Source organism: Lutibacter sp., from assembly GCF_013041805.1.
In the GTDB taxonomy this organism is placed as follows: domain Bacteria; phylum Bacteroidota; class Bacteroidia; order Flavobacteriales; family Flavobacteriaceae; genus Lutibacter.
Map to the genome: position 1 here is coordinate 1 of NZ_JABDRI010000035.1, position 18,995 is coordinate 18,995.

At 29.2% G+C, this 18,995-nt stretch carries 19 protein-coding genes; 9 read left to right on the top strand and 10 right to left on the bottom strand.

What is annotated here, in order from left to right; translation table 11 throughout:
• The 5 genes from HKP59_RS04810 to HKP59_RS04830 all read left to right on the top strand — a co-directional run.
• On the top strand, positions 1 to 341 hold a 341-nt coding region (locus tag HKP59_RS04810; protein ID WP_291804027.1), incomplete at its 5' end, for an ATP-binding protein.
• Positions 342 to 513: 172 nt separating this feature from the next.
• Positions 514 to 1,269, top strand: coding sequence for a DUF6090 family protein (locus HKP59_RS04815; protein WP_291804029.1), 756 nt, complete (start codon positions 514 to 516; stop codon positions 1,267 to 1,269).
• A gap of 157 nt (positions 1,270 to 1,426) precedes the next feature.
• Entirely contained in the window at positions 1,427 to 2,389 is a 963-nt protein-coding gene (locus HKP59_RS04820) for a carbon-nitrogen hydrolase family protein (protein WP_291804031.1), read from the top strand.
• 328 nt (positions 2,390 to 2,717) lie between these two features.
• Positions 2,718 to 3,548, top strand: coding sequence for a GLPGLI family protein (locus tag HKP59_RS04825; protein ID WP_291804033.1), 831 nt, complete (start codon positions 2,718 to 2,720; stop codon positions 3,546 to 3,548).
• Between the two features lie 45 nt (positions 3,549 to 3,593).
• Positions 3,594 to 6,338, top strand: a complete 2,745-nt coding sequence (locus tag HKP59_RS04830) for a TonB-dependent receptor (RefSeq protein ID WP_291804036.1) — start codon at positions 3,594 to 3,596, stop codon at positions 6,336 to 6,338.
• 33 nt (positions 6,339 to 6,371) lie between these two features.
• Here the strand turns inward: HKP59_RS04830 and HKP59_RS04835 are convergent, their stop codons facing one another.
• From HKP59_RS04835 to HKP59_RS04865, 7 genes are all read right to left on the bottom strand, one after another.
• On the bottom strand, positions 6,372 to 6,680 hold the full coding sequence (locus HKP59_RS04835) for a hypothetical protein (RefSeq protein ID WP_291804039.1): 309 nt from the start codon (positions 6,678 to 6,680) through the stop codon (positions 6,372 to 6,374).
• Between the two features lie 189 nt (positions 6,681 to 6,869).
• Positions 6,870 to 7,772: a pseudouridine synthase gene (locus HKP59_RS04840; RefSeq protein WP_291804048.1), complete on the bottom strand. Its 903-nt coding sequence runs from the start codon at positions 7,770 to 7,772 to the stop codon at positions 6,870 to 6,872.
• 57 nt (positions 7,773 to 7,829) lie between these two features.
• Complete coding sequence (locus HKP59_RS04845) at positions 7,830 to 8,765, bottom strand: geranylgeranylglycerol-phosphate geranylgeranyltransferase (RefSeq protein WP_291804049.1); 936 nt, start codon at positions 8,763 to 8,765, stop codon at positions 7,830 to 7,832.
• Positions 8,766 to 8,817: 52 nt separating this feature from the next.
• Complete coding sequence (locus HKP59_RS04850) at positions 8,818 to 9,747, bottom strand: mevalonate kinase (RefSeq protein WP_291804051.1); 930 nt, start codon at positions 9,745 to 9,747, stop codon at positions 8,818 to 8,820.
• 4 nt (positions 9,748 to 9,751) lie between these two features.
• Positions 9,752 to 10,846, bottom strand: coding sequence for a diphosphomevalonate decarboxylase (locus tag HKP59_RS04855; protein ID WP_291804052.1), 1,095 nt, complete (start codon positions 10,844 to 10,846; stop codon positions 9,752 to 9,754).
• A gap of 32 nt (positions 10,847 to 10,878) precedes the next feature.
• Positions 10,879 to 11,595, bottom strand: coding sequence for a LytTR family DNA-binding domain-containing protein (locus tag HKP59_RS04860; protein ID WP_291804054.1), 717 nt, complete (start codon positions 11,593 to 11,595; stop codon positions 10,879 to 10,881).
• Complete coding sequence (locus HKP59_RS04865; RefSeq protein ID WP_291804056.1) at positions 11,579 to 12,658, bottom strand: histidine kinase; 1,080 nt, start codon at positions 12,656 to 12,658, stop codon at positions 11,579 to 11,581. Before HKP59_RS04865 ends, HKP59_RS04860 begins: the two co-directional genes overlap by 17 nt.
• A gap of 209 nt (positions 12,659 to 12,867) precedes the next feature.
• Here HKP59_RS04865 and HKP59_RS04870 point away from each other — a divergent pair, with 209 nt between their 5' ends.
• The 4 genes from HKP59_RS04870 (at position 12,868) to HKP59_RS04885 (ending at position 15,549) form a co-directional block, all read left to right on the top strand.
• Positions 12,868 to 13,257 (top strand): MotA/TolQ/ExbB proton channel family protein, encoded by a 390-nt coding sequence (locus tag HKP59_RS04870; RefSeq protein ID WP_291804058.1) that lies wholly within the window; start codon positions 12,868 to 12,870, stop codon positions 13,255 to 13,257.
• A 134-nt stretch (positions 13,258 to 13,391) separates the two neighbouring features.
• Positions 13,392 to 14,636: an alpha/beta hydrolase-fold protein gene (locus tag HKP59_RS04875; RefSeq protein ID WP_291804060.1), complete on the top strand. Its 1,245-nt coding sequence runs from the start codon at positions 13,392 to 13,394 to the stop codon at positions 14,634 to 14,636.
• A 60-nt stretch (positions 14,637 to 14,696) separates the two neighbouring features.
• Positions 14,697 to 15,305, top strand: a complete 609-nt coding sequence (locus HKP59_RS04880; RefSeq protein ID WP_291804061.1) for a thiamine diphosphokinase — start codon at positions 14,697 to 14,699, stop codon at positions 15,303 to 15,305.
• A 10-nt stretch (positions 15,306 to 15,315) separates the two neighbouring features.
• On the top strand, positions 15,316 to 15,549 hold the full coding sequence (locus HKP59_RS04885; protein WP_291804063.1) for a hypothetical protein: 234 nt from the start codon (positions 15,316 to 15,318) through the stop codon (positions 15,547 to 15,549).
• Here the strand turns inward: HKP59_RS04885 and HKP59_RS04890 are convergent.
• From HKP59_RS04890 to HKP59_RS04900, 3 genes are read right to left on the bottom strand one after another with little or no spacing between them, the layout of a single operon-like run.
• On the bottom strand, positions 15,546 to 16,757 hold the full coding sequence (locus HKP59_RS04890; RefSeq protein WP_291804065.1) for an NAD(P)/FAD-dependent oxidoreductase: 1,212 nt from the start codon (positions 16,755 to 16,757) through the stop codon (positions 15,546 to 15,548). The two genes, HKP59_RS04885 and HKP59_RS04890, sit on opposite strands and share 4 nt — an antisense overlap.
• The gene (locus HKP59_RS04895) at positions 16,757 to 17,686 is read right to left on the bottom strand and encodes a GYDIA family GHMP kinase (protein ID WP_291804067.1); all 930 of its coding nucleotides are present in this window, start codon (positions 17,684 to 17,686) and stop codon (positions 16,757 to 16,759) included. Before HKP59_RS04895 ends, HKP59_RS04890 begins: the two co-directional genes overlap by 1 nt.
• Positions 17,686 to 18,963 (bottom strand): hydroxymethylglutaryl-CoA reductase, degradative, encoded by a 1,278-nt coding sequence (locus tag HKP59_RS04900; protein ID WP_291804069.1) that lies wholly within the window; start codon positions 18,961 to 18,963, stop codon positions 17,686 to 17,688. Before HKP59_RS04900 ends, HKP59_RS04895 begins: the two co-directional genes overlap by 1 nt.
• Positions 18,964 to 18,995: the final 32 nt, after the last annotated feature.

An 18,995-nucleotide genomic window follows, 5' to 3' on the forward strand; every position in this document is an offset into this window, starting at 1 on the left:
AACATATGCTGCACACCATTTTAAGAAATTTAGTAACAAATGCGTTAAAATTTACACATCCAGAAGGAACCGTTAAAATAGCAATTAAAAATACTCAAAATGAAGTTCTATTTGTAGTATCTGATACTGGAATAGGAATACCAACAAAATATTTAAACAATCTTTTTTCAATTGATTGCGAACTTTCAAATAACGGTACTGCCAACGAAAAAGGAACTGGTTTAGGGTTGATTTTATGCAAAGAATTTGTTGAGCAACAAAACGGGAAAATTTGGGTTGAAAGCAAAGTTGGAGAAGGAAGTAGTTTTAAATTTTTATTGCCTAGTGCAAAAAAAGAATAAAACCTTTGAACAGTATTTCAAAAATCATTTGAATTTAAAAATATATACTTAATTTTATCAGAAATAAATTTGGAAAGAAAAACTATTTAATAAACCAAAAAATCATTTCAAATTTTCAGATTGTAAAATTAGAAACAAAAACAATTTTCTTTATTAGAATTAACGTAAACGAATGATAAAATTCTTTAGAAAAATTAGACAGCAACTTCTAACTGAAAACAAATTCAGTAAATATTTGATATATGCCATAGGTGAAATTATACTTGTAGTTATTGGAATTTTGATTGCACTTCAAATTAATAATGCGAATGAGAATCGAAAGTCTAATATACAAGAGAATTTATATTTGAAACGCTTGCTTACTGAGAACAAAGAAGATATCAATACTTTTAAAACTAATATTTTAAATTTAGAAAAAGGAATTGAAACTATTAAAAATCTTTCATTGGTTTTAAACTCTAACAACGTATCAGATAAGAAAATTGTTACAGCTACAAACCAATATTTTAAATATGGCAGCATCTACCCTATTTTTACATCTTCCACCTCAACTTTTGACGACCTTTCTAGCACAGGTAATTTAAAAGACATTAGAAATACAAAACTTCGTGATGAATTGGTAAAACATTATGCTAAACATAAACAAGCTGCAGAATGGATTAGAATTGGGACGGAATGGGCACTTCCAATTGATGCACCATTTTCATACAACAATAATATTATGAAATTTGAACCCGTATCTTCCTTTTTATTTGGAGAACAATCTTTAACAAATCAAGCCAACCATTTAAGAGCTAAAAAAGAGGAATATATAAACAATGCAGCAGTTCACTTTTGGATTAACAAAGATGCCTTAGATAAACTAGATAGTTTGCTTAACGACACTTCCAAAATAATTATTTTGATTGAAAAGGAATTAGAAAAGTAATAAAACTTCAACAATAGCTATAACATAGTAGTTGGTATTTTCCTTTCACTTTTCTTATATTGGTAATTTAAATGTGTAAGGTGGTTTTCTAGTGTTGTTGAAAATTCTTTTTCGTTTCATTTTTTGAATTACTTTACATAACAACTAATTTATATCTATGTCAACATCAATAAGTACGCTAAAAGTAGCGCTAGCCCAAATTTCTCCGGTTTGGCTGAATAAAGAAAAAACAATAGAAAAAGTAATAGCATCAATAAAAGATGCTGGGAAACAAAATTGTGAACTGATAGTTTTTGGAGAAGCATTACTCCCTGGTTACCCATTTTGGATATCTTTAACGAATGGAGCTGATTGGAATTCTAACGTACAAAAAGAATTACACGCACATTACATTAGAAACTCAATTATCATTGAAAAAGGAGAATTGGATGCTATCTGTAAACTAGCAAAAGAATACAATATTGCAATATATTTAGGGATTATTGAAAGAGCAACTAATCGCGGTGGTCATAGTCTTTATTGCTCGCTGGTATACATTTCGCAACTTGGTGAAATTAAATCGGTACATAGAAAATTACAACCAACTTACGATGAACGATTAACTTGGGCCCCAGGCGATGGAAATGGGTTACAAGTACATTCTCTGAAAAATTTTACTGTTGGAGGATTAAACTGTTGGGAAAATTGGATGCCATTAGCCAGAACCGCTTTATATGGCTTAGGGGAAGATCTTCATATAGCAGTTTGGCCTGGAAGTGAAAGAAATACCATTGATATTACACGATTTATTGCATTAGAAGCAAGATCATTTGTGATATCAGTTTCTAGTCTTATGAGAAAAGAAGATTTTCCTGATGACACTCCACACCTAGAAAAAATATTAGAAAATGCACCAAATTTTTTAACTGATGGAGGCTCTTGTATTGCTGGTCCTGATGGGAAATGGATTGTAGAACCAGTAATTAATAAGGAAGAATTAATTATTGAAACAATTGATTTTAATAGGGTGTTGGAGGAACGCCAGAATTTTGATTCAGTTGGACATTACTCTCGCCCTGATGTCACTAAATTAAGCATTAATAGAGAGAGGCAATCAATACTTAACTTGGAGAACGAATAAACTTTATAAATTTAATTATCCGTGCAATAACCCCACTAAAAAACTAAAATAGCATTTTTAAAATTTCATTAAAATAACAAATTAATGATAAAATTCTTTGTGAAAATTAGACAACAATTATTAATTAAAAATAAATTTACCCCTTTTAAAAATAGATAATTTGCTGTAGTATTCATATAAATTCCTAACAACTAAAAGGTTTAACATAAGTTTTTAGAAATATGATAACCGTAATTTTTCAATATGTTAAATGTTAATTTTTTCCCAACAAATTGTTTTTGTCTAACTTTATAGTACTTTTGTTAAACAGTTTAACTAAAATATCATTATGAAGTACATTTTTTCATCAAAATTAGTTTACACTTTTTTAAGTATATTTCTATTTTCAGTTGCTATTACAGCGCAAGATTTTCAAGGAAAGGCTTATTATTTTTCTAAATCAACTATGCAACTTGGTAGTTGGGGAGCTAGATTAAGTGAGGCTCAAAAAAAACAAATCCAAGCCAATCTAAAAAACAGGTTAGAAAAAACGTATGTATTAACGTTTAATAAGGAAGAATCTATTTTTGAAGAAGATGAAAAGCTTGATGCTATGTCTGGAGCTACAGATTCTTGGGGAAAGAACTTTTCACCAGGTAATCAATATAAAAATGTAAAAACAAATTCCTTTGTTCAAAACCAGGAATTTTATGGAAAACAATTTTTAGTTAAAGATAATTTGCAAAAAATTGATTGGAGAATGGAAAGTGAAACCAAACAGATTGGAAATTACACATGTTTTAAAGCAACTGCCTCTATTCCAACTTCTGAACTTAATTGGTATAACTTTTCTTGGAATGACATAAGACAAAGTGCTTCAACTGAAGAAAATGAAGAAAAAGAAATTGAAATGACTGAAGTTGTAGCTTGGTATTCACCACAAATTCCAGTGAGCCAAGGTCCATCCGAATTTTGGGGACTTCCAGGATTAATTTTAGAAGTAAATATTGGTAATACAACTATGCTTTGTTCAAAAATAGTTATGAATCCTGAGCAAAAAACTAAAATTGAAGCTCCTGAAAAAGGAAAACTTGTTGCTAAGATGGAGTATAAAGAAATCATCACAGGAAAGATGAAAGAAATGAGAGATAACCGAGGCAGATCAAGAGCTAGAAGGTAATATAGTTTCTAATATTTCTCATTTAATTACATAATATTCCTTCATATGAAAAATCTATTTTTTGCATTATTCTTTATTGTTGCAAATACAGCAATAGCTCAAATTAAATTTCAAGGTACTGTAAAAGATAGCATTGGTAACGCGTTAGAATTAGCAAATGTTATTGCTATAAACCAAGAAACAAAAGCCTTGGAATCCTATGCTATTACCAATGAGAAAGGATATTTTGCCCTTTCTTTAGGTAAAAATAATAGATACAAAGTTCAAATTAGCTACATTGGATTGAAAAATGTTGATGCAATTATAACTGTCAATGAAGAAAATATCTCGCGAGATTTTACATTAACATCTGACAATACTTTAGATACCATAGAATTAACCTACGAAATGCCTGTTAGGGTAAAGGGAGATACCCTTGTATACAATGCAGATTCTTTTAAAAATGGCTCGGAACGAAAATTGGAAGATGTACTTGAAAAACTTCCCGGAGTAGAAATAAATGAAGAAGGGCAAGTAGAGGTTGAAGGGAAAGTTGTAAATAAATTAATGGTAAATGGTAAAGATTTTTTTGATGGTGACACCAAAATAGCTACAAAAAATATACCTTCAAATGCTGTTGATAAGATTCAGGTTTTAAGAAACTATTCAGAAGTTGGTCAATTAAGCAGAGTAACAAATAATCAAGATAATTTTGCATTAAATATTCAACTAAAAAAAGGAAAAGAAAATTTTTGGTTTGGTAATGTTACCGTTGGAGCAGGATCTTCACCAGAAGAGGAATTATATTTAGCACAACCAAAATTGTTTTATTACAGCCCTAAATTTAGCCTTAACTTATTAGGTGATTTAAATAATACTGGAGAGGTAGGTCTTTCTCGAAGAGATTTAAGAAACTTTGGCGGTGGATTTGGAGCGAGGGCACCAAGCAGAAGTAGTGGAACAAATATTAATCTAGGAAATAACAGTCTCGGTTTTTTAACAAATCAAAATAATGCACTAAAAGTTGAGAACAAATTAGGTGCTACAAATTTTAGTTATTCACCGAATAGAGATTTAGATATTAGTGGATTTGCAATATATAATAGTAGCCGTATAGCTTCGAGACAAATAAGTTTTAGAGAATTTACAGATTCAGATTTAGGAATTCCAGATGAACAAACAGAACAAACAAGCGATGAACGATCTGATCAAGGTTTACTGAAACTAAGTGCATCGTTTAAACCGAATGTAAACAATCAATTAGACTATGATATTTTGGGTAGAATTTCAAAAGACACCCAAGATCAACTTTTTTCATCTTCAGTTTTAGGAAACACAAATCAAATTGATGAAACAACTCCATTTAGCATCAACCAAAATCTTAATTATTACTATACCTTAGATGAAAAAAATATTTTTGCTTTTGAGGCACAACATGTAATAAAAGATGAAGATCCTTTTTACAATGCTTTATTGGTTAATAATCCTGATAATAATGATGAACTTGAACCTGATGATAGAGATGCTTTTGATACAACTGCAGATGCCTTAGGATTGAATGGAAATTTAAATAATTATAATTTAGGACAAAATAGGCGCATAAAATCGAACCAACTTGATGCCAAACTTGACTATTATTACATCATAAATGCTACGAGCAATTTAAATTTAACTTTAGGAACAATTTTAAGCCGTCAAGAGTTTAACTCGAATATATTTCAATTTTTAGAGGATGGTTCAACATTTGATCCTACCCCAACTTTTAACAATGGACGAGCGGTTAATGATACTGAGTATAACTTTAGCGATTTATATTTAGGTGTTCATTATCGAGTAAAAACAGGGAAATTTACTATAACTCCAGGTTTTTCTCTTCATGAATACGGAAATAAAAACAGTCAATTTGGAGAAGAATATAACGATAATTTTGTTAGAATTTTACCTGATTTTGAAGCCAGAATTCAACTTAAGAAAAGTGAAAGTTTGACGTTTAGATATAACATGCAAAATCAGTTTACAGATGTCACTAGACTTGCACAAGGATTAGTTTTAAATAACTTTAACAGTATTCAATTTGGAGAACCTGAACTTCAAAATGCCTTGTCACACAATCTAAATTTATTATATTCAAGCTTTAATTTATTTAATTACACCAATGTATTTGCTCGTTTAGCCTATGCTAAAAACATTGACCAAATTAGAGGGTTAACAAATTTTGAAAACGTAATTACAACTAGTACCTTTTTTAATTCTAGCTTTGCAGATGAAAATTTTTCAGCCTTTGGAAGAGTTCAACGAACTTTTGGAAAAGTACGTGCTACTCTTAATGCTAATTTCAACTACAGTAAATTAAATCAGTTTATACAGAACAGACAATCTGTTAATGAACGATTTACACAAAGCTATACTCCAGGATTACGTACTAATTTTAAAATAGCTCCAAATGTTAGTGTTAATTATAGATACAGCATATCTACAAATAATCAAGGAACTAATAAAACCATATTTTATACCAATGCTCCTTCTATAGATTTTGACGCATATATCTGGAATTCAGTCACTTTTAGAACAGATTATACGTATAATAATCAAAGAATAGAAAATGGAGATAGTGATTCATTTGAAACTTGGAATGCATCATTGTCATATAGAAAAGATAGAGATGCTAAATGGGAATATGAAATTAGAGCTACAAATTTATTAAATATAGATTCTCGTCTAAATAATAATGCAAATAATCTGTTTGTTGAATCCTCTGAAACATTTATTCAGCCTCGATTTATTACATTTAGATTAAGATATGTAATCTAACCTTATGAAATAACTTGAAATTAAATTATTATCTTATTTGTCATCATCATCTAAGTCAACATCATCAATATCTTTCAAATCAACTTCTTCAGGAATTTCAGAATTGATAAGATCATCGTCATCATCATCATCGTGATTTTCCATACTATCTACTAATTCATCACTAATTTTAACTAAATACATGGTATCATCGGTAGATACTTCAACGGCTTCAACATATTTCCCTTTATGATTTGTAAATTTTACAATATCTCTAATTCCATAACCATCAGGGAATTTTTCTACTAATAGATTAAGTATTTCTGTTGTTAATTTTTTGTAATCGACAATTATTCTCTTCAAAACAATTCTATTAATTATGAATTAAAATTTTAGTTCATTCAAATTTTATATGAACTCAAATATAAAAAAATAATTCTATCATCAAATAAAATTAACAAGAACAAATATTTTTTATTTCTATCAAAATTATAAAAAAGAAAAACCAAGATATATCTTGGTTTTTCTAAAGTATTTTATAATTAAAAGAACTTATAGCATCATTAAATTACTAACCTCTAACTCTGTTAAATGCCTCCAATGTCCTCGCGGTAAATCTTTTTTTGTCAAGCCCGCAAAAATTACACGATCTAGTTTTACAACACTATAATCAAAATGCTCGAATATTCGTCTTACAATTCTATTTCTACCAGAATGAATTTTAACGCCAACCTCACTTTTTGGTTGATTTTGTATATATGAAATTTCATCAACCAACACTCTTTTTTCATCTAAGATAAAACCTTCTGCAATTTTTTGCAAATCTCTCATTGCTAATTTCTTATCTAAAGAAGCATGGTATAATTTCTGGATATTGTGCTTCGGATGTGTTAACTTTTTTGCCAATTCACCATCATTTGTAAATAACAATAGACCAGTAGTGTTCCTATCTAATCTACCAACAGGATAAATTCGTTCTTTTGAGGCAGTTGCAATTAATTCCATAACTGTCTTACGTCCTCTATCATCATCCATTGTTGTGATAAAATTCTTTGGCTTATTTAGTAATACATATCTTTTCTTCTCAGGACTAATTGTAGAGCCATCAAATTTAACAACATCTGTTGGCATTACTTTGTAGCCCATTTCAGTAATTAATTTACCATTTACTGAAGCACTTCCTGCTTTAATATAAACATCAGCCTCTCTACGAGAACAAATACCAGAATTAGAAATGTATTTATTTAAACGAATACCTTCATTACCTTCTGTTGTTTTAGTTTGTTTTGCTCCAGAAGCTTCACTAGTAGAAGTAGATTTACTTCTTTTTAAAATTGGTTTAGGTCTGTAGTTTTTCGCAAATTTCTTTTTGCTATCTAAACCTGGTTTTGAAGTATTTTGTGTATTTTTTTTACTCTGGTGTCGTCCTCTCGACGAGTTTTTATTTGAATTCATTCTTTGTATTTTTTGCAAAAGTAATTTATTCTAATGATAAATTACCTAACAATTACTTTATTTCATCAATATTTTATTTATAATTACATTATAATCAATTAAAGCTAAACTAAATACTCCTGCAATAATTAATAGCTTCAATATTAAATGTAGCCTTACATAATTGCGCTGGCTTTTACTTTTCCACAAAGCAATTACAAAACTTATAAGTACGAAAATACTTACATAAAAGAAGTATTTCATCCCTCCTATTTCGGGGTATTTAAGCAAAAAATAAATTGGGTTTAATGTTAAAATTGTTAAAAATGAAATTAATATTTTCGTGAAATGTTCTCCATACTTTACAGCTATTGTTTGATAGTTTTGAATAAAATCACCTTTAATTCTTTCCAAATCTTTAATTAATTCTCTAATTAAGAGTATAAAAAATAAAAATGCCGCGTGTGTAAAAATTATTTCCGAGAAGTTTTTAAAATATACAAAAACTGCAAAAAATGGTAAAATTGCTAAAATTGCTGCTGAGAATAAACCCGCTAAAGGATACTTTTTTAACTTATGAGAATAAAACCAAATTAAAAATATATATACTGCAAAAAATAAGGAGGCTCTCCAAGAAACTAGTAAGGCAATAGCCACCCCAATAAAATTTAATAAAAAATAAAATTGAAGTTTAATTCTTTGACTTACAATAGAATCGATTTTAGATTTTATAGGCTTATTAATTTTATCGGTTTCTGAATCATAAAAATTATTGATAATATATCCAGCTGCAATAACACAAATAGTTGATAGTACTATGAAATACAATTGTATGTCGAGCAGTACGTATTTTAAAGATTTCTCAGGGGAAAAGATAAAAATAGAAGCTAAATATTGAGCTATGACGATTAATACAATATTATATCCTCTAATCACTGAGAACAGGCTCAACAATTTAATATATAATGGAATATTTTTTTTAGTATTTTTTTTGGAAATTTCTAATAAATCCATTCGTAAGAAAAATAATTAAATGTAAACCGTATGATACAAGTTTACGGGTAAATTAAAATCTATAAACTAATTCTAACTTATAATCTTTTAAAATTCTTTTCGTTTTTGCAAAGTCTTCGGTGAAACCTAAAATATATCCTCCACCTCCTGAACCACATAATTTCAAATAGTAGTCGTTAGAATCTATTCCTTTTTGCCAAATTTTATGAAAAGGTTGTGGAATCATTGGTTTAAAATTATCAAACACTACTTTCGATAATTCTTTTACATTTCCAAATAAGGATTTTATGTTTCCATGTAAAAAATCATCAATACAAGCATCCGTATGCTTAACAAAATCTTCGTTCAGCATTTTTCTAAAGCCCTCATTCTTCATTTTATTCATAAAAATGTTCACCATTGGCTCAGTTTCACCAATTATTTCAGAGTCTAATAAGAAAACAGCTCCTTTCCCTTCTTTTTGAGATGGAATTCCGGTTGCTTCTAAATTGTCTTTTGAATTGATTAAAATAGGGATACTTAAATAAGAGTTTAAAGGATCTAATCCTGAACTTTTTCCGTGAAAAAAAGATTCCATAAGTGAAAAGATTCCTTTCAGCTTTAAAAGTTTATCTCTTGTTAAATTTTCAAGAACTGTAATTTTATCATTGGCATACTTATCATAAATTGATGCTACTAACGCACCAGAACTTCCAACACCGTAACCTTGTGGTATACTTGAATCAAAATACATGCCTTCGTCTAAATCTGCCCTAAATTCAGTAAGTCTAAAACTAACTAACTTATTACTTTCAAGAGTTAAAAGATACTCGTAAAATTTTTCTAAATTTTCATTAGATTTTTTTTCAAGGTCAGAAATTTCATCTGATTTTTTCAAAGCTCCTTGATAACTATTATAAGGAATTGCAAGGCCTTTGGAATCTTTTATAATTCCATATTCTCCAAACAATAATATTTTGGCGTAAAAAAGTGGTCCTTTCATATGTTTAATTATTGGATAACCATTTGGCCCCATTTCCAATTCTATCGCAAATATAATGATTTTCTTGACAATACTTAAGTAACTCTTTAGTTATAAAATTGTTAACAATTTCTTTTTCTTGCTCAGGAAATAATATATGAACATTTGCTCCAGCATCTAACGTAAAGCAAATATTAGAATTGGTCTTTGCCCTAAATTCCCAAATTTTATTAATAATCTTCAATGTATTGGGTTTCATTAAGATAAAATAAGGGTTACTTGTCATCATCATTGCATGTAAACTCAAAGCTTCACTCTCAACAACTGCAACAAACTCTTTTAAATTACCATTTTGAAGCACTTTTGAAATTTTTGAAATATTTTCATTTGCTTGTTCAAATCGTTGTTTCGCAAACGGGTGGTTGTACATTAACTGATGACCAACCGTACTTGAAACTTGCTTTTCACCTTCATCAACCAATAATATAGTATCATGATAGTTTTTAAAGTTAGAATGAACTTTATGAGGAAACTTTACTCCATATAAATTAGAACTCCCTTCAATGTTATCATGTTTTCCCCAAACAATTAATTCTCCTTCTATACTTCTGCAAGCACTTCCAGATCCTAAACGCGCTAAAAATGATGTTTTTTTATTGAAATATTCTTCAGAAATTGTTGGGTTTAATTCTTTCTCCAAACTCATAATACACAAAGCCAAAGCACTCATTCCACTTGCTGAAGATGCAATTCCACTGCTATGCGGAAAAGAATTTCTAGATTTAATTACAAAATCAAACTCTTTTATAAACGGAATATATTGTTCTATTCTTTCAAAGAATTTTTGAATTTTTGGTTTAAAATCTTCCTTTTTTTCTCCTTCAAAATAAATATCAAAACTAAAATTATTTGTATTGTTTTCCTTTTTTACATATTCTAATGTAGTTATCGTAAAACAAGCGTCTAATGTAAAGCTAATCGAAGTATTTTCAGGTATTTGAGGTTCTTGTTTCCCCCAATATTTTACTAATGCAATATTACTAGGAGTTTTCCAAGTTACACTTCCATTTGAAGCTTTTGTACTATCGAAATTTGATAAAATGAAATCGGATTCAGTCAAAACAAAAATTTTTGTAAATATACTAGTTTTCACTAAACATTTTCTAACCTTAACAGTACATCTTTTTTATAACTTCTACTAATTGGAATTGCCTTTGAGCCCACCTCAATAAATTCATTGGTAAACGAATCAATTTTAGTAATAGCAATAATATAAGATCTATGAACCCTCATAAAAATATTCTTTGGTAATTTAGCTTCAATGTTAGAAATAGTTTCTCTAGTAACAATTACTTTGTCAATCAAATTAATTTTTACATAATCACTTAAACTTTCCACGTAATTTATTTCTGAAAAATCTATTTTAACCATTTTCCGGTCGGCTCGTACAAAAATAAAGTCATTTTTTTCGGGTGTAATTTCTGGCGTATTACTAACTTCAACTACATTATTTTCACCTAAATATTTATTTACGGCTTGCAACAATCGTTCAAACGAAATTGGCTTCAACAAATAATCTACTACTTGCAAATTAAATCCGTCAATGGCATACTCTCTATAAGCGGTTGTGAAAATTACCTTGATATTTTTATTGATTGATTTTGCAAAAGAAAGCCCTGAAATTTCAGGCATATTAATATCTAAAAAAATTAAATCTATTTTATTTAAATTAATTTGATTAAACGCTTCAACAGCATTTTTACAAGATGCCACCACATGAACTGCATCAACTTTTTGTAAATGGCTTTCCAAAATTTCCCGCGCCATTGGCTCATCATCAACAATAATGCAGTTACAGATTTTGTTCATTATTCAATATGTTTAAATTACGAATTGTCAACTTAACTGTAAAGCTATTTTCACGTTGCTCAATTTCAATATTGTGTGCATTTGGGTAGAGCATTTCTAATCTTTTTTTAATATTTTCAAGACCAATTCCTTTTTCAAAATTAGTATCTTTTATTGACGTATTCATAATTTCAAAAAATAATTTATCACCCTTCGTTTTAAGCAACATAGTTACTCTTAATTTTCCTTTAACAATTGCACCATGTTTAAACGCATTTTCAACAAATGGAATTAATATCATAGGAGTAATCTGTGAGTTTTCATTTTCAATTTCTCTCTCAATTTTTACTTCCAGCGTATCATGAAAACGCATTTTCTCAAGAGATACATAATCTAATAAATGATTAACTTCATCTTGAAGCAAAACACTTGGTTTTTCGACTTGATATAAAATATAATCTAATAAATTAGATAATTTTAAAATCATTTCTGGTGCTTCATCGCCTTTCTTTAAAGCAAAACCATAAATAGTATTTAACGAATTAAACAAAAAATGAGGATGAATCTGCATTTTTAAAAACTTTAACTCTTGTTCTTTGAGCTCTAGTTGCGCATTTAAAATTTTATTATTTAAATTTTCATTTTTAACAATAGAATTATAGTTATGCACAATTAAACTTAAAGAAACTACAATTAACACCACAAAATAAACACCTAATATTATAAACGGTAATGTTTTAGTAAGTGGAGCTGTACCAACCTCTTTATAAGCTTCAGAATAAATCAATCCATATAAAATGGATAAAATAATCACATATACTGAAAGTATAAAAGCATAAACACTATATAAAATAAAATATTTATACTTTTTCGTAAGTAAGTAATTTGGAATTAAATAATAAATTAAAAAATAACTAATTAATATGGTAACGGGCATTAGAAAGCCCGAAAATAAATTCACATATGCGACATTTGAGCTTCCATATCCTAAAAAATATGCATAAAAATAATAAATAGCAATCCAAAATATTGAATGGCTAATTATGGTAATTATATACTTAAGTAAAGTATCTTTAGAAATCATAACGTGCAAATTGCAAATAAATTAAAAAGATAATTTAATTTAGCGATAGATACAGAAAAAGGTACGGTTTTTTACAAGTTTTTAGCTTCTTTTTGCAAAATACAGTTTAAATCTGTCAAATACGGTGACTATATTGTTGTTAATCGCAATTATATATTTCTGTTTAGATAAATAAATACATTTGAATTATTAATTTTAAAAATATTATTATGTTATTAGTTTTACAAAACTTTATTTCACTTTCTGGAAACCCTTTTATTGATAGATTAAATGAGGGCGGACCACTTTTTATGTACACAACACTTTTTATTTTAATTGTAATTATTGCATTACTAATAAGAGGTTTTATAAAACCAACAACAAGAAATAAAACTGTTACTTTGGTTAGTTCAATTAGTTTATTTGTTTTAGTTTGGGGCTTTTTAGGACAAATGATTGGGTTTATTGAAGCTTTTGATGCTATTAGTGTAGCTGGCGATATTTCTCCTGCCATGTTAGCAGGTGGAATTAAAGTTTCTATACTTTCTCCATTATTTGGAATGGTTGCTTTCTTAATTGCTAGAATAGGAATCATTATTTTGAATATATTAAATAAGTAAAATCATAAACTTATCAGCCTTTTTAGTTATTTTGCACACTAAAAAGGCTTTTTGTTATAAGTATTTATGTCTATTCCAACTATAAATTTACGACTCAAAAACAATTCGTTCTTACTAACTTTAAAAACATTAAAATGAAAAACTACTTTCTTTATAACTCAATAGTATTTCTATTTATTACAAGTTTCCAAATTATTAGTTCTCAAAACAACGAAATCAAACTAAGTATTACTGATAGTATTTATTCTGAAACTTTAAATGAATCAAAAAATATTTGGGTACAATTACCCGAAAATTACAATCCAGAAAGTAACGAAATGTATCCTGTTGTTTATTTACTAGATGGTTTTTCCTTGAGAAATAATTTGGAAACCGTCTATAACAATTATCTAGGACATTATTTACCAGATATGATTCTTATAGGAGTTTCAAACAGCAAAAATAGAATGAGAGATTTAACCACTTCACAAATTAAAATGAGGCGTGGCGCTGAAATGAATAAAGCTACTGGAGGTGCTGATAAATTTACGCAGTTTATTGAAAAAGAACTAATTCCATATGTTGACTCCAAATTTCATACAACTCCCTACAGAACACTAATTGGCCATTCCTATGGTGGATTATTTACAGTTAATATATTGATCAATCATGCTCATTTATTTAATAATTATATCGCAATTGATCCTAGTTTAGATTGGGATAATCAAAAATTATTAAAGCAAGCTAAAACTAAATTATCAACAGAAAGTTTTAAAGGAAAATCGCTTTTTGTTTCATTAGCTGCAGAACAGTTACATATGTGGAATGAAAAAGTGACTATTGATAATATAATGGAAGACACCTCAGAATTTAGTCTGTTTGGTCGCTCAATTATTGAATTTTCAAATTTTGCAGCAGCTCAAAAACAAAATGGATTGAATTTTTCTTGGAAAGTGTATCCTGAAGATTTACACGGAACGGTTCCTTTGCCTTCTATGATGGATGGAATGGTTTTTCTTTTTAATTGGTTCCAATTTAAAAACCCTCCAAAATATAACAATCCTGAAACATCAGTCGAAGAATTGGAAAAACTTCTAAATGAACAAGAGAAAATATATACTGAAAATTTTGGCTATGCATTTCCCCCAATGATTGAAGAACTATTTATAGGTTATGGTTATATGAACATGCAAATGGGTGATAACAAAAAGGCTAAACTATTTTTTGAAAAAGGTGTAAAATACTACCCGAACAGCCCAAATTCTTATGAGTCAATGGCAGATTATTATGAATCTCTAGAAGAATATGATAAAGCTTTAAAATATGCAAACAAAGCTTTTGAAATAAGTGGTAGTGATTATCACAAAGAACGAATAGAAACTTTCAAAGCTAAAAACTAAAAACACTCTATTTTTTCTAATTTAATTAAATAATGTTCTTTTTTGCTATTTTTGTGATCTATGAAAACGAAAAAGGCATTTATTTTACTGAATGGTTCAAAACCTACAAGTTTACCAGATTTATCACAATACGATATTGTTTGTGCTATTGATGGTGCATATAACTATTTTGAAGCGAATAATATCATTCCAGATCTAGTAACAGGAGATTTTGATTCTATAAATAGAATCCCAACTTCTGTTGAAGTTATAAACACTCCCAATCAAGACTTTACTGATTTTGAAAAAGCATTACAAATTTTAAAATATCGCGGATTTTATACTATTGATGTGTATGGTGGCAGCGGAAAAGAACATGACCATTTTTTAGGAAATATTAGTACCGCATTGCAATGGAAGATTGGCTTAAACATTACTTTTTTTGATGACTTTGGTAAATACTTTTTTATAGAAGAAAGCATCTATTTAACGAATATAATTGGGAAAAACGTCTCATTAATTCCACTTCCAACGGCTAGCGGAATTGTCACAGAAGGATTGCTATACCCTCTTAAAAATGAAACACTTACCTTTGGAGAACGCATTGGAACTAGAAATAAAGCCTCTAAAAATGAAGTTGAAATTTTTGTTGAAAAAGGTGATTTACTTATTTATATTAGTCACAATTAATACCTAAAAATTGAATAGAAAACTAAAACTTATATGGGATTTTAAAGGTCCCGTTTCACAAAAAACAGCCGAACATCATTGCATTCATTTAAAGGAATTTGCAACTATTGAAAAACTTCATTTTTATGAAATTAATTTCACTGTTTTATCTGAAATGCATACAATTGCATTTATCATAGTTGATGAAATTGATATGAAAACTTACAGAGATGCATTAAAACCTCATCGAGGGCAACTGGCTTAATTTTCTATAGAATTAGCCACAACCCATCCTCCGGTCCAAGCGTTCTGAAAATTAAATCCACCAGTAATAGCATCAATATTTAAAACTTCGCCCGCAAAAAATAAATTTTTATAAAGTTTACTTTCGTAGCGTTTAAAATTAATTTCCTTTAAATTAACACCTCCAGCTGTTACGAACTCTTCTTTAAATGTACTTTTTCCTGAAACTTTAAACTTATTTTTTGATAACTGAGTTGTTAAATTTTCTAAATCTTTATTACTGAGCTGTGCCCATTGAGCATTAGATGATATTTGAGCCGCAATTACAAACTGCTCCCAAAGTCGCTTTGGCATTTCAGCAAAAACTGAACGAACAATGACCTGTTTCTTTGATTGCTCTTTTTTTATAGATTTTAAAATATTCAATACAGTCTCGGGATTTGTAGACAACCAATTTACTTCAATTTCAAAACTGTACCCTTTTTGATACAACTCTAAAGCTCCCCAAGCAGACAATTTAAGAATTGAAGGCCCACTCAATCCCCAATGTGTTATCAACAACGGCCCTTGTGCTTCTAATTTAGAGTTTAGCACTTTTACCGTAGCTTTTGGTACTGAAATACCAGGTATCTCTTTAATTCTATTATCAAAAATATTAAAAGTAAATAACGAAGGTACAGGTTCAATAACTGAATGGCCCAAGCCTTCAATCATATTCCATACTTTGGAATTACTTCCCGAAGCCACCAACAAATAATCGGCTATAAATTCTTCTGAACTTGTCTTTACAACAAAGTTTTCTTCACTTTTCGCAATAGACTCAACACGAGTACTTGTTTGTACTTTTACTCCTGCATTTTTTGCACTATCTAAAAAGCAATCTACAATAGTTTGAGAAGAATTTGATTCAGGAAAAACTCTATTATCATCTTCAATTTTCAAAGAAACACCTCTATTCTCAAACCATTCCATGGTATCGCCAGTCATAAATTGATGAAAAGGCCCAAGTAATTCTTTTTTTCCTCTTGGATAAAATTCAACCAGTTCATTTGGTGTAAAACAGGCATGAGTTACATTACAACGCCCACCTCCACTAACTTTTACTTTTTGAAGAACGTTATTGCTTCCTTCTAAAATTATAACTTCTAATTCTGGATTCATTTCTGCTGCATTTATTGCTGCAAAAAAACCTGCTGCGCCACCTCCAATTATTACAAACTTTTTCTTCATTATAAAATTAAATCTTGATAAGGAATTACTGTTTCAAATCCTTTTTTGTTAAAATAATTGATGGTATCGTCATTACCAGTCGCTAAAATAAAATCACCGCCCCAAGCACCTAAACTCTTTGTTTGTCCAAAATAATCTAAAAAATGCAATTCTTGAACAGGTTGTAGTTTAATGGTTTTTGAAACTATTTGTTCATGTTCTTTTAGTAGTCTTTCAAAATTTTTCAAATTGTCACAATCTAAAAATGCATCTGTTAAATTCGAAATTTGAGCTATTTCTGATGTTAAATTCCCTTTTAACTTATTAAATCTACTAATTCCCTCTCTACTATTCTGCTTTTTGTTTAAATAAATAAAATACAATTGATTTTTAAAACCCGGATTAAAATCAACTTGCTCAATAATTGGCTCAATGCTACTTTTAGTATATAAAATAGCGGTATTATTTTGAGCGCAAGCAATATCGTAACCGCTTCCTCCAAATGTGTTTTCTAATAATTGATACGGATTTATTTCTGCCCAATTTGCTATATTATTAATTAAAGTTGAGGAAGTTCCTAAACCCCAATTTTTTGGAAAAGTTAAATTTGTATTTATCCTAAACCCTTTTTCTGAACTCAAAAAAGAAGGATTCAAACCTTGAGCTTGTATTAGAATTTCTCTTAAATTTTCAGCTAGCTTATCTGATCCGCCATCTTTTTCAGAATCAAAAGTTGCACTTACTAAACGTAGTTTAGGCAAATCAAAAATTGCTTCTAACCAACATTCACCTTCATTTGTAAAGCTATTCCAAATTAATTGGGATTCATTTATTGGTTCAATCACCAAATCTTGACCACAACTAGTTGGTACAGCCAAAGATTTTGCTCCATCTAATACAAAATATTCACCCGTTAATAATAGTTTCCCGTTGCTGTAAAATTCTTTCATTATTTATCCTGAACTAACTTATTATATGCTTCAACAACTGCATTATGTGTAACTGTTTTATTTTCAAAATAATTAATTAAAAACGACTTTTCTTCTTCACTTGCACCTAATTGCTTAATTATATTTGTTAGGTGCATTTTCATATGTCCTTTTTGAATTCCAGTAGTAGTTAATGCTCTTAGCGCTGCAAAATTTTGAGCTAATCCTGCTACTGCTATAATTTCCATAAGTTCTTTTGCTGAAGGGTTTCCTAACAATTTTAATGACAATTTTGATAGTGGATGTAACGATGTTAAGCCTCCAACGGTTCCTAATGCCAATGGAATTTCAATCCAAAATTTAAAAATTCCATTTTCTATGGTTGCATTTGTCAAACTTTTATATTTTCCACTTCTTGATGCATAGGCGTGAGCACCTGCTTCAATAGCTCTAAAATCATTTCCGGTTGCAATTACCACCGCATCAATTCCATTCATAATCCCTTTGTTATGAGTTACAGCTCTATGAGGCTCAGCATTCGCAATTTGAATTGCTTGAATAAATTTTTGCGCTAATATTTCAGAATTTTCTGCGTATAAATCATTTACATTGCAGCTTACTTCGGCGTGCACTAAACATTCTGGAACATAATTAGACAATATACACATGACTATTTGTATATCTTCTTTTTTAAACTCACCCGCTATAGCTTCTAAACAAGAATTTATAAAATTAGCACCCATACTATCAACAGTATCAAAAGTTACGTGCAGTTGATAGTAATTATCTAATTCAGCTGTTTTATTGCGCAATTCAATATTTAAAATTCCACCTCCTCGCTTCCGCATATTTTTTGTTATAGCAGTTGTAACGCGAAACAAATCTTCTTTTTTTGAGGCAAAATAATTTTTAAGTTCAACTTCATCGCCTTCATACATAAAATGTATTTGACCAATTTTTGTAGTTGAAATTACTTCTGCTTTAAAACCTCCTCTGGTACTCCAAAATTTAGCTACCAGTGATGCTGCAGCAACAACTGAGCTTTCTTCAATAGTCATAGGTATTGTATACTCCTTGCCATTTATTACAAAATTTGGAGCGACAGCAAAGGGCAAATAAAAATTGGAAATTGTATTTTCTATAAAATCGTCATGTAAATCTTGCAGTACTTCATTTTTATTCCAATATTGCTTTAAAATATCTTTCACATTTTCATCATTATAAAAAAAAGATGATACTAACCAGTTTATCTTTTCTAACTTATTAAATTTTGAAAATCCGCTTATTGTTTTTGGCATTTTTTAGGTAAAATTTAGTCAAGTCACAAAGA

What these genes read in the sequence shown, in the direction of transcription:
- HKP59_RS04845 (WP_291804049.1), bottom strand. Translation starts at nt 8,765, where the DNA reads ATGGATTTATTAGAAATTTCCAAAAAAAATACTAAAAAAAATATTCCA.
- HKP59_RS04875 (WP_291804060.1), top strand. Translation starts at nt 13,392, where the DNA reads ATGAAAAACTACTTTCTTTATAACTCAATAGTATTTCTATTTATTACA.
- HKP59_RS04895 (WP_291804067.1), bottom strand. Translation starts at nt 17,686, where the DNA reads ATGAAAGAATTTTACAGCAACGGGAAACTATTATTAACGGGTGAATAT.
- HKP59_RS04850 (WP_291804051.1), bottom strand. Translation starts at nt 9,747, where the DNA reads ATGAAAGGACCACTTTTTTACGCCAAAATATTATTGTTTGGAGAATAT.
- HKP59_RS04900 (WP_291804069.1), bottom strand. Translation starts at nt 18,963, where the DNA reads ATGCCAAAAACAATAAGCGGATTTTCAAAATTTAATAAGTTAGAAAAG.
- HKP59_RS04890 (WP_291804065.1), bottom strand. Translation starts at nt 16,757, where the DNA reads ATGAAGAAAAAGTTTGTAATAATTGGAGGTGGCGCAGCAGGTTTTTTT.
- HKP59_RS04860 (WP_291804054.1), bottom strand. Translation starts at nt 11,595, where the DNA reads ATGAACAAAATCTGTAACTGCATTATTGTTGATGATGAGCCAATGGCG.
- HKP59_RS04815 (WP_291804029.1), top strand. Translation starts at nt 514, where the DNA reads ATGATAAAATTCTTTAGAAAAATTAGACAGCAACTTCTAACTGAAAAC.
- HKP59_RS04880 (WP_291804061.1), top strand. Translation starts at nt 14,697, where the DNA reads ATGAAAACGAAAAAGGCATTTATTTTACTGAATGGTTCAAAACCTACA.
- HKP59_RS04820 (WP_291804031.1), top strand. Translation starts at nt 1,427, where the DNA reads ATGTCAACATCAATAAGTACGCTAAAAGTAGCGCTAGCCCAAATTTCT.
- HKP59_RS04840 (WP_291804048.1), bottom strand. Translation starts at nt 7,772, where the DNA reads ATGAATTCAAATAAAAACTCGTCGAGAGGACGACACCAGAGTAAAAAA.
- HKP59_RS04825 (WP_291804033.1), top strand. Translation starts at nt 2,718, where the DNA reads ATGAAGTACATTTTTTCATCAAAATTAGTTTACACTTTTTTAAGTATA.
- HKP59_RS04865 (WP_291804056.1), bottom strand. Translation starts at nt 12,658, where the DNA reads ATGATTTCTAAAGATACTTTACTTAAGTATATAATTACCATAATTAGC.
- HKP59_RS04830 (WP_291804036.1), top strand. Translation starts at nt 3,594, where the DNA reads ATGAAAAATCTATTTTTTGCATTATTCTTTATTGTTGCAAATACAGCA.
- HKP59_RS04870 (WP_291804058.1), top strand. Translation starts at nt 12,868, where the DNA reads ATGTTATTAGTTTTACAAAACTTTATTTCACTTTCTGGAAACCCTTTT.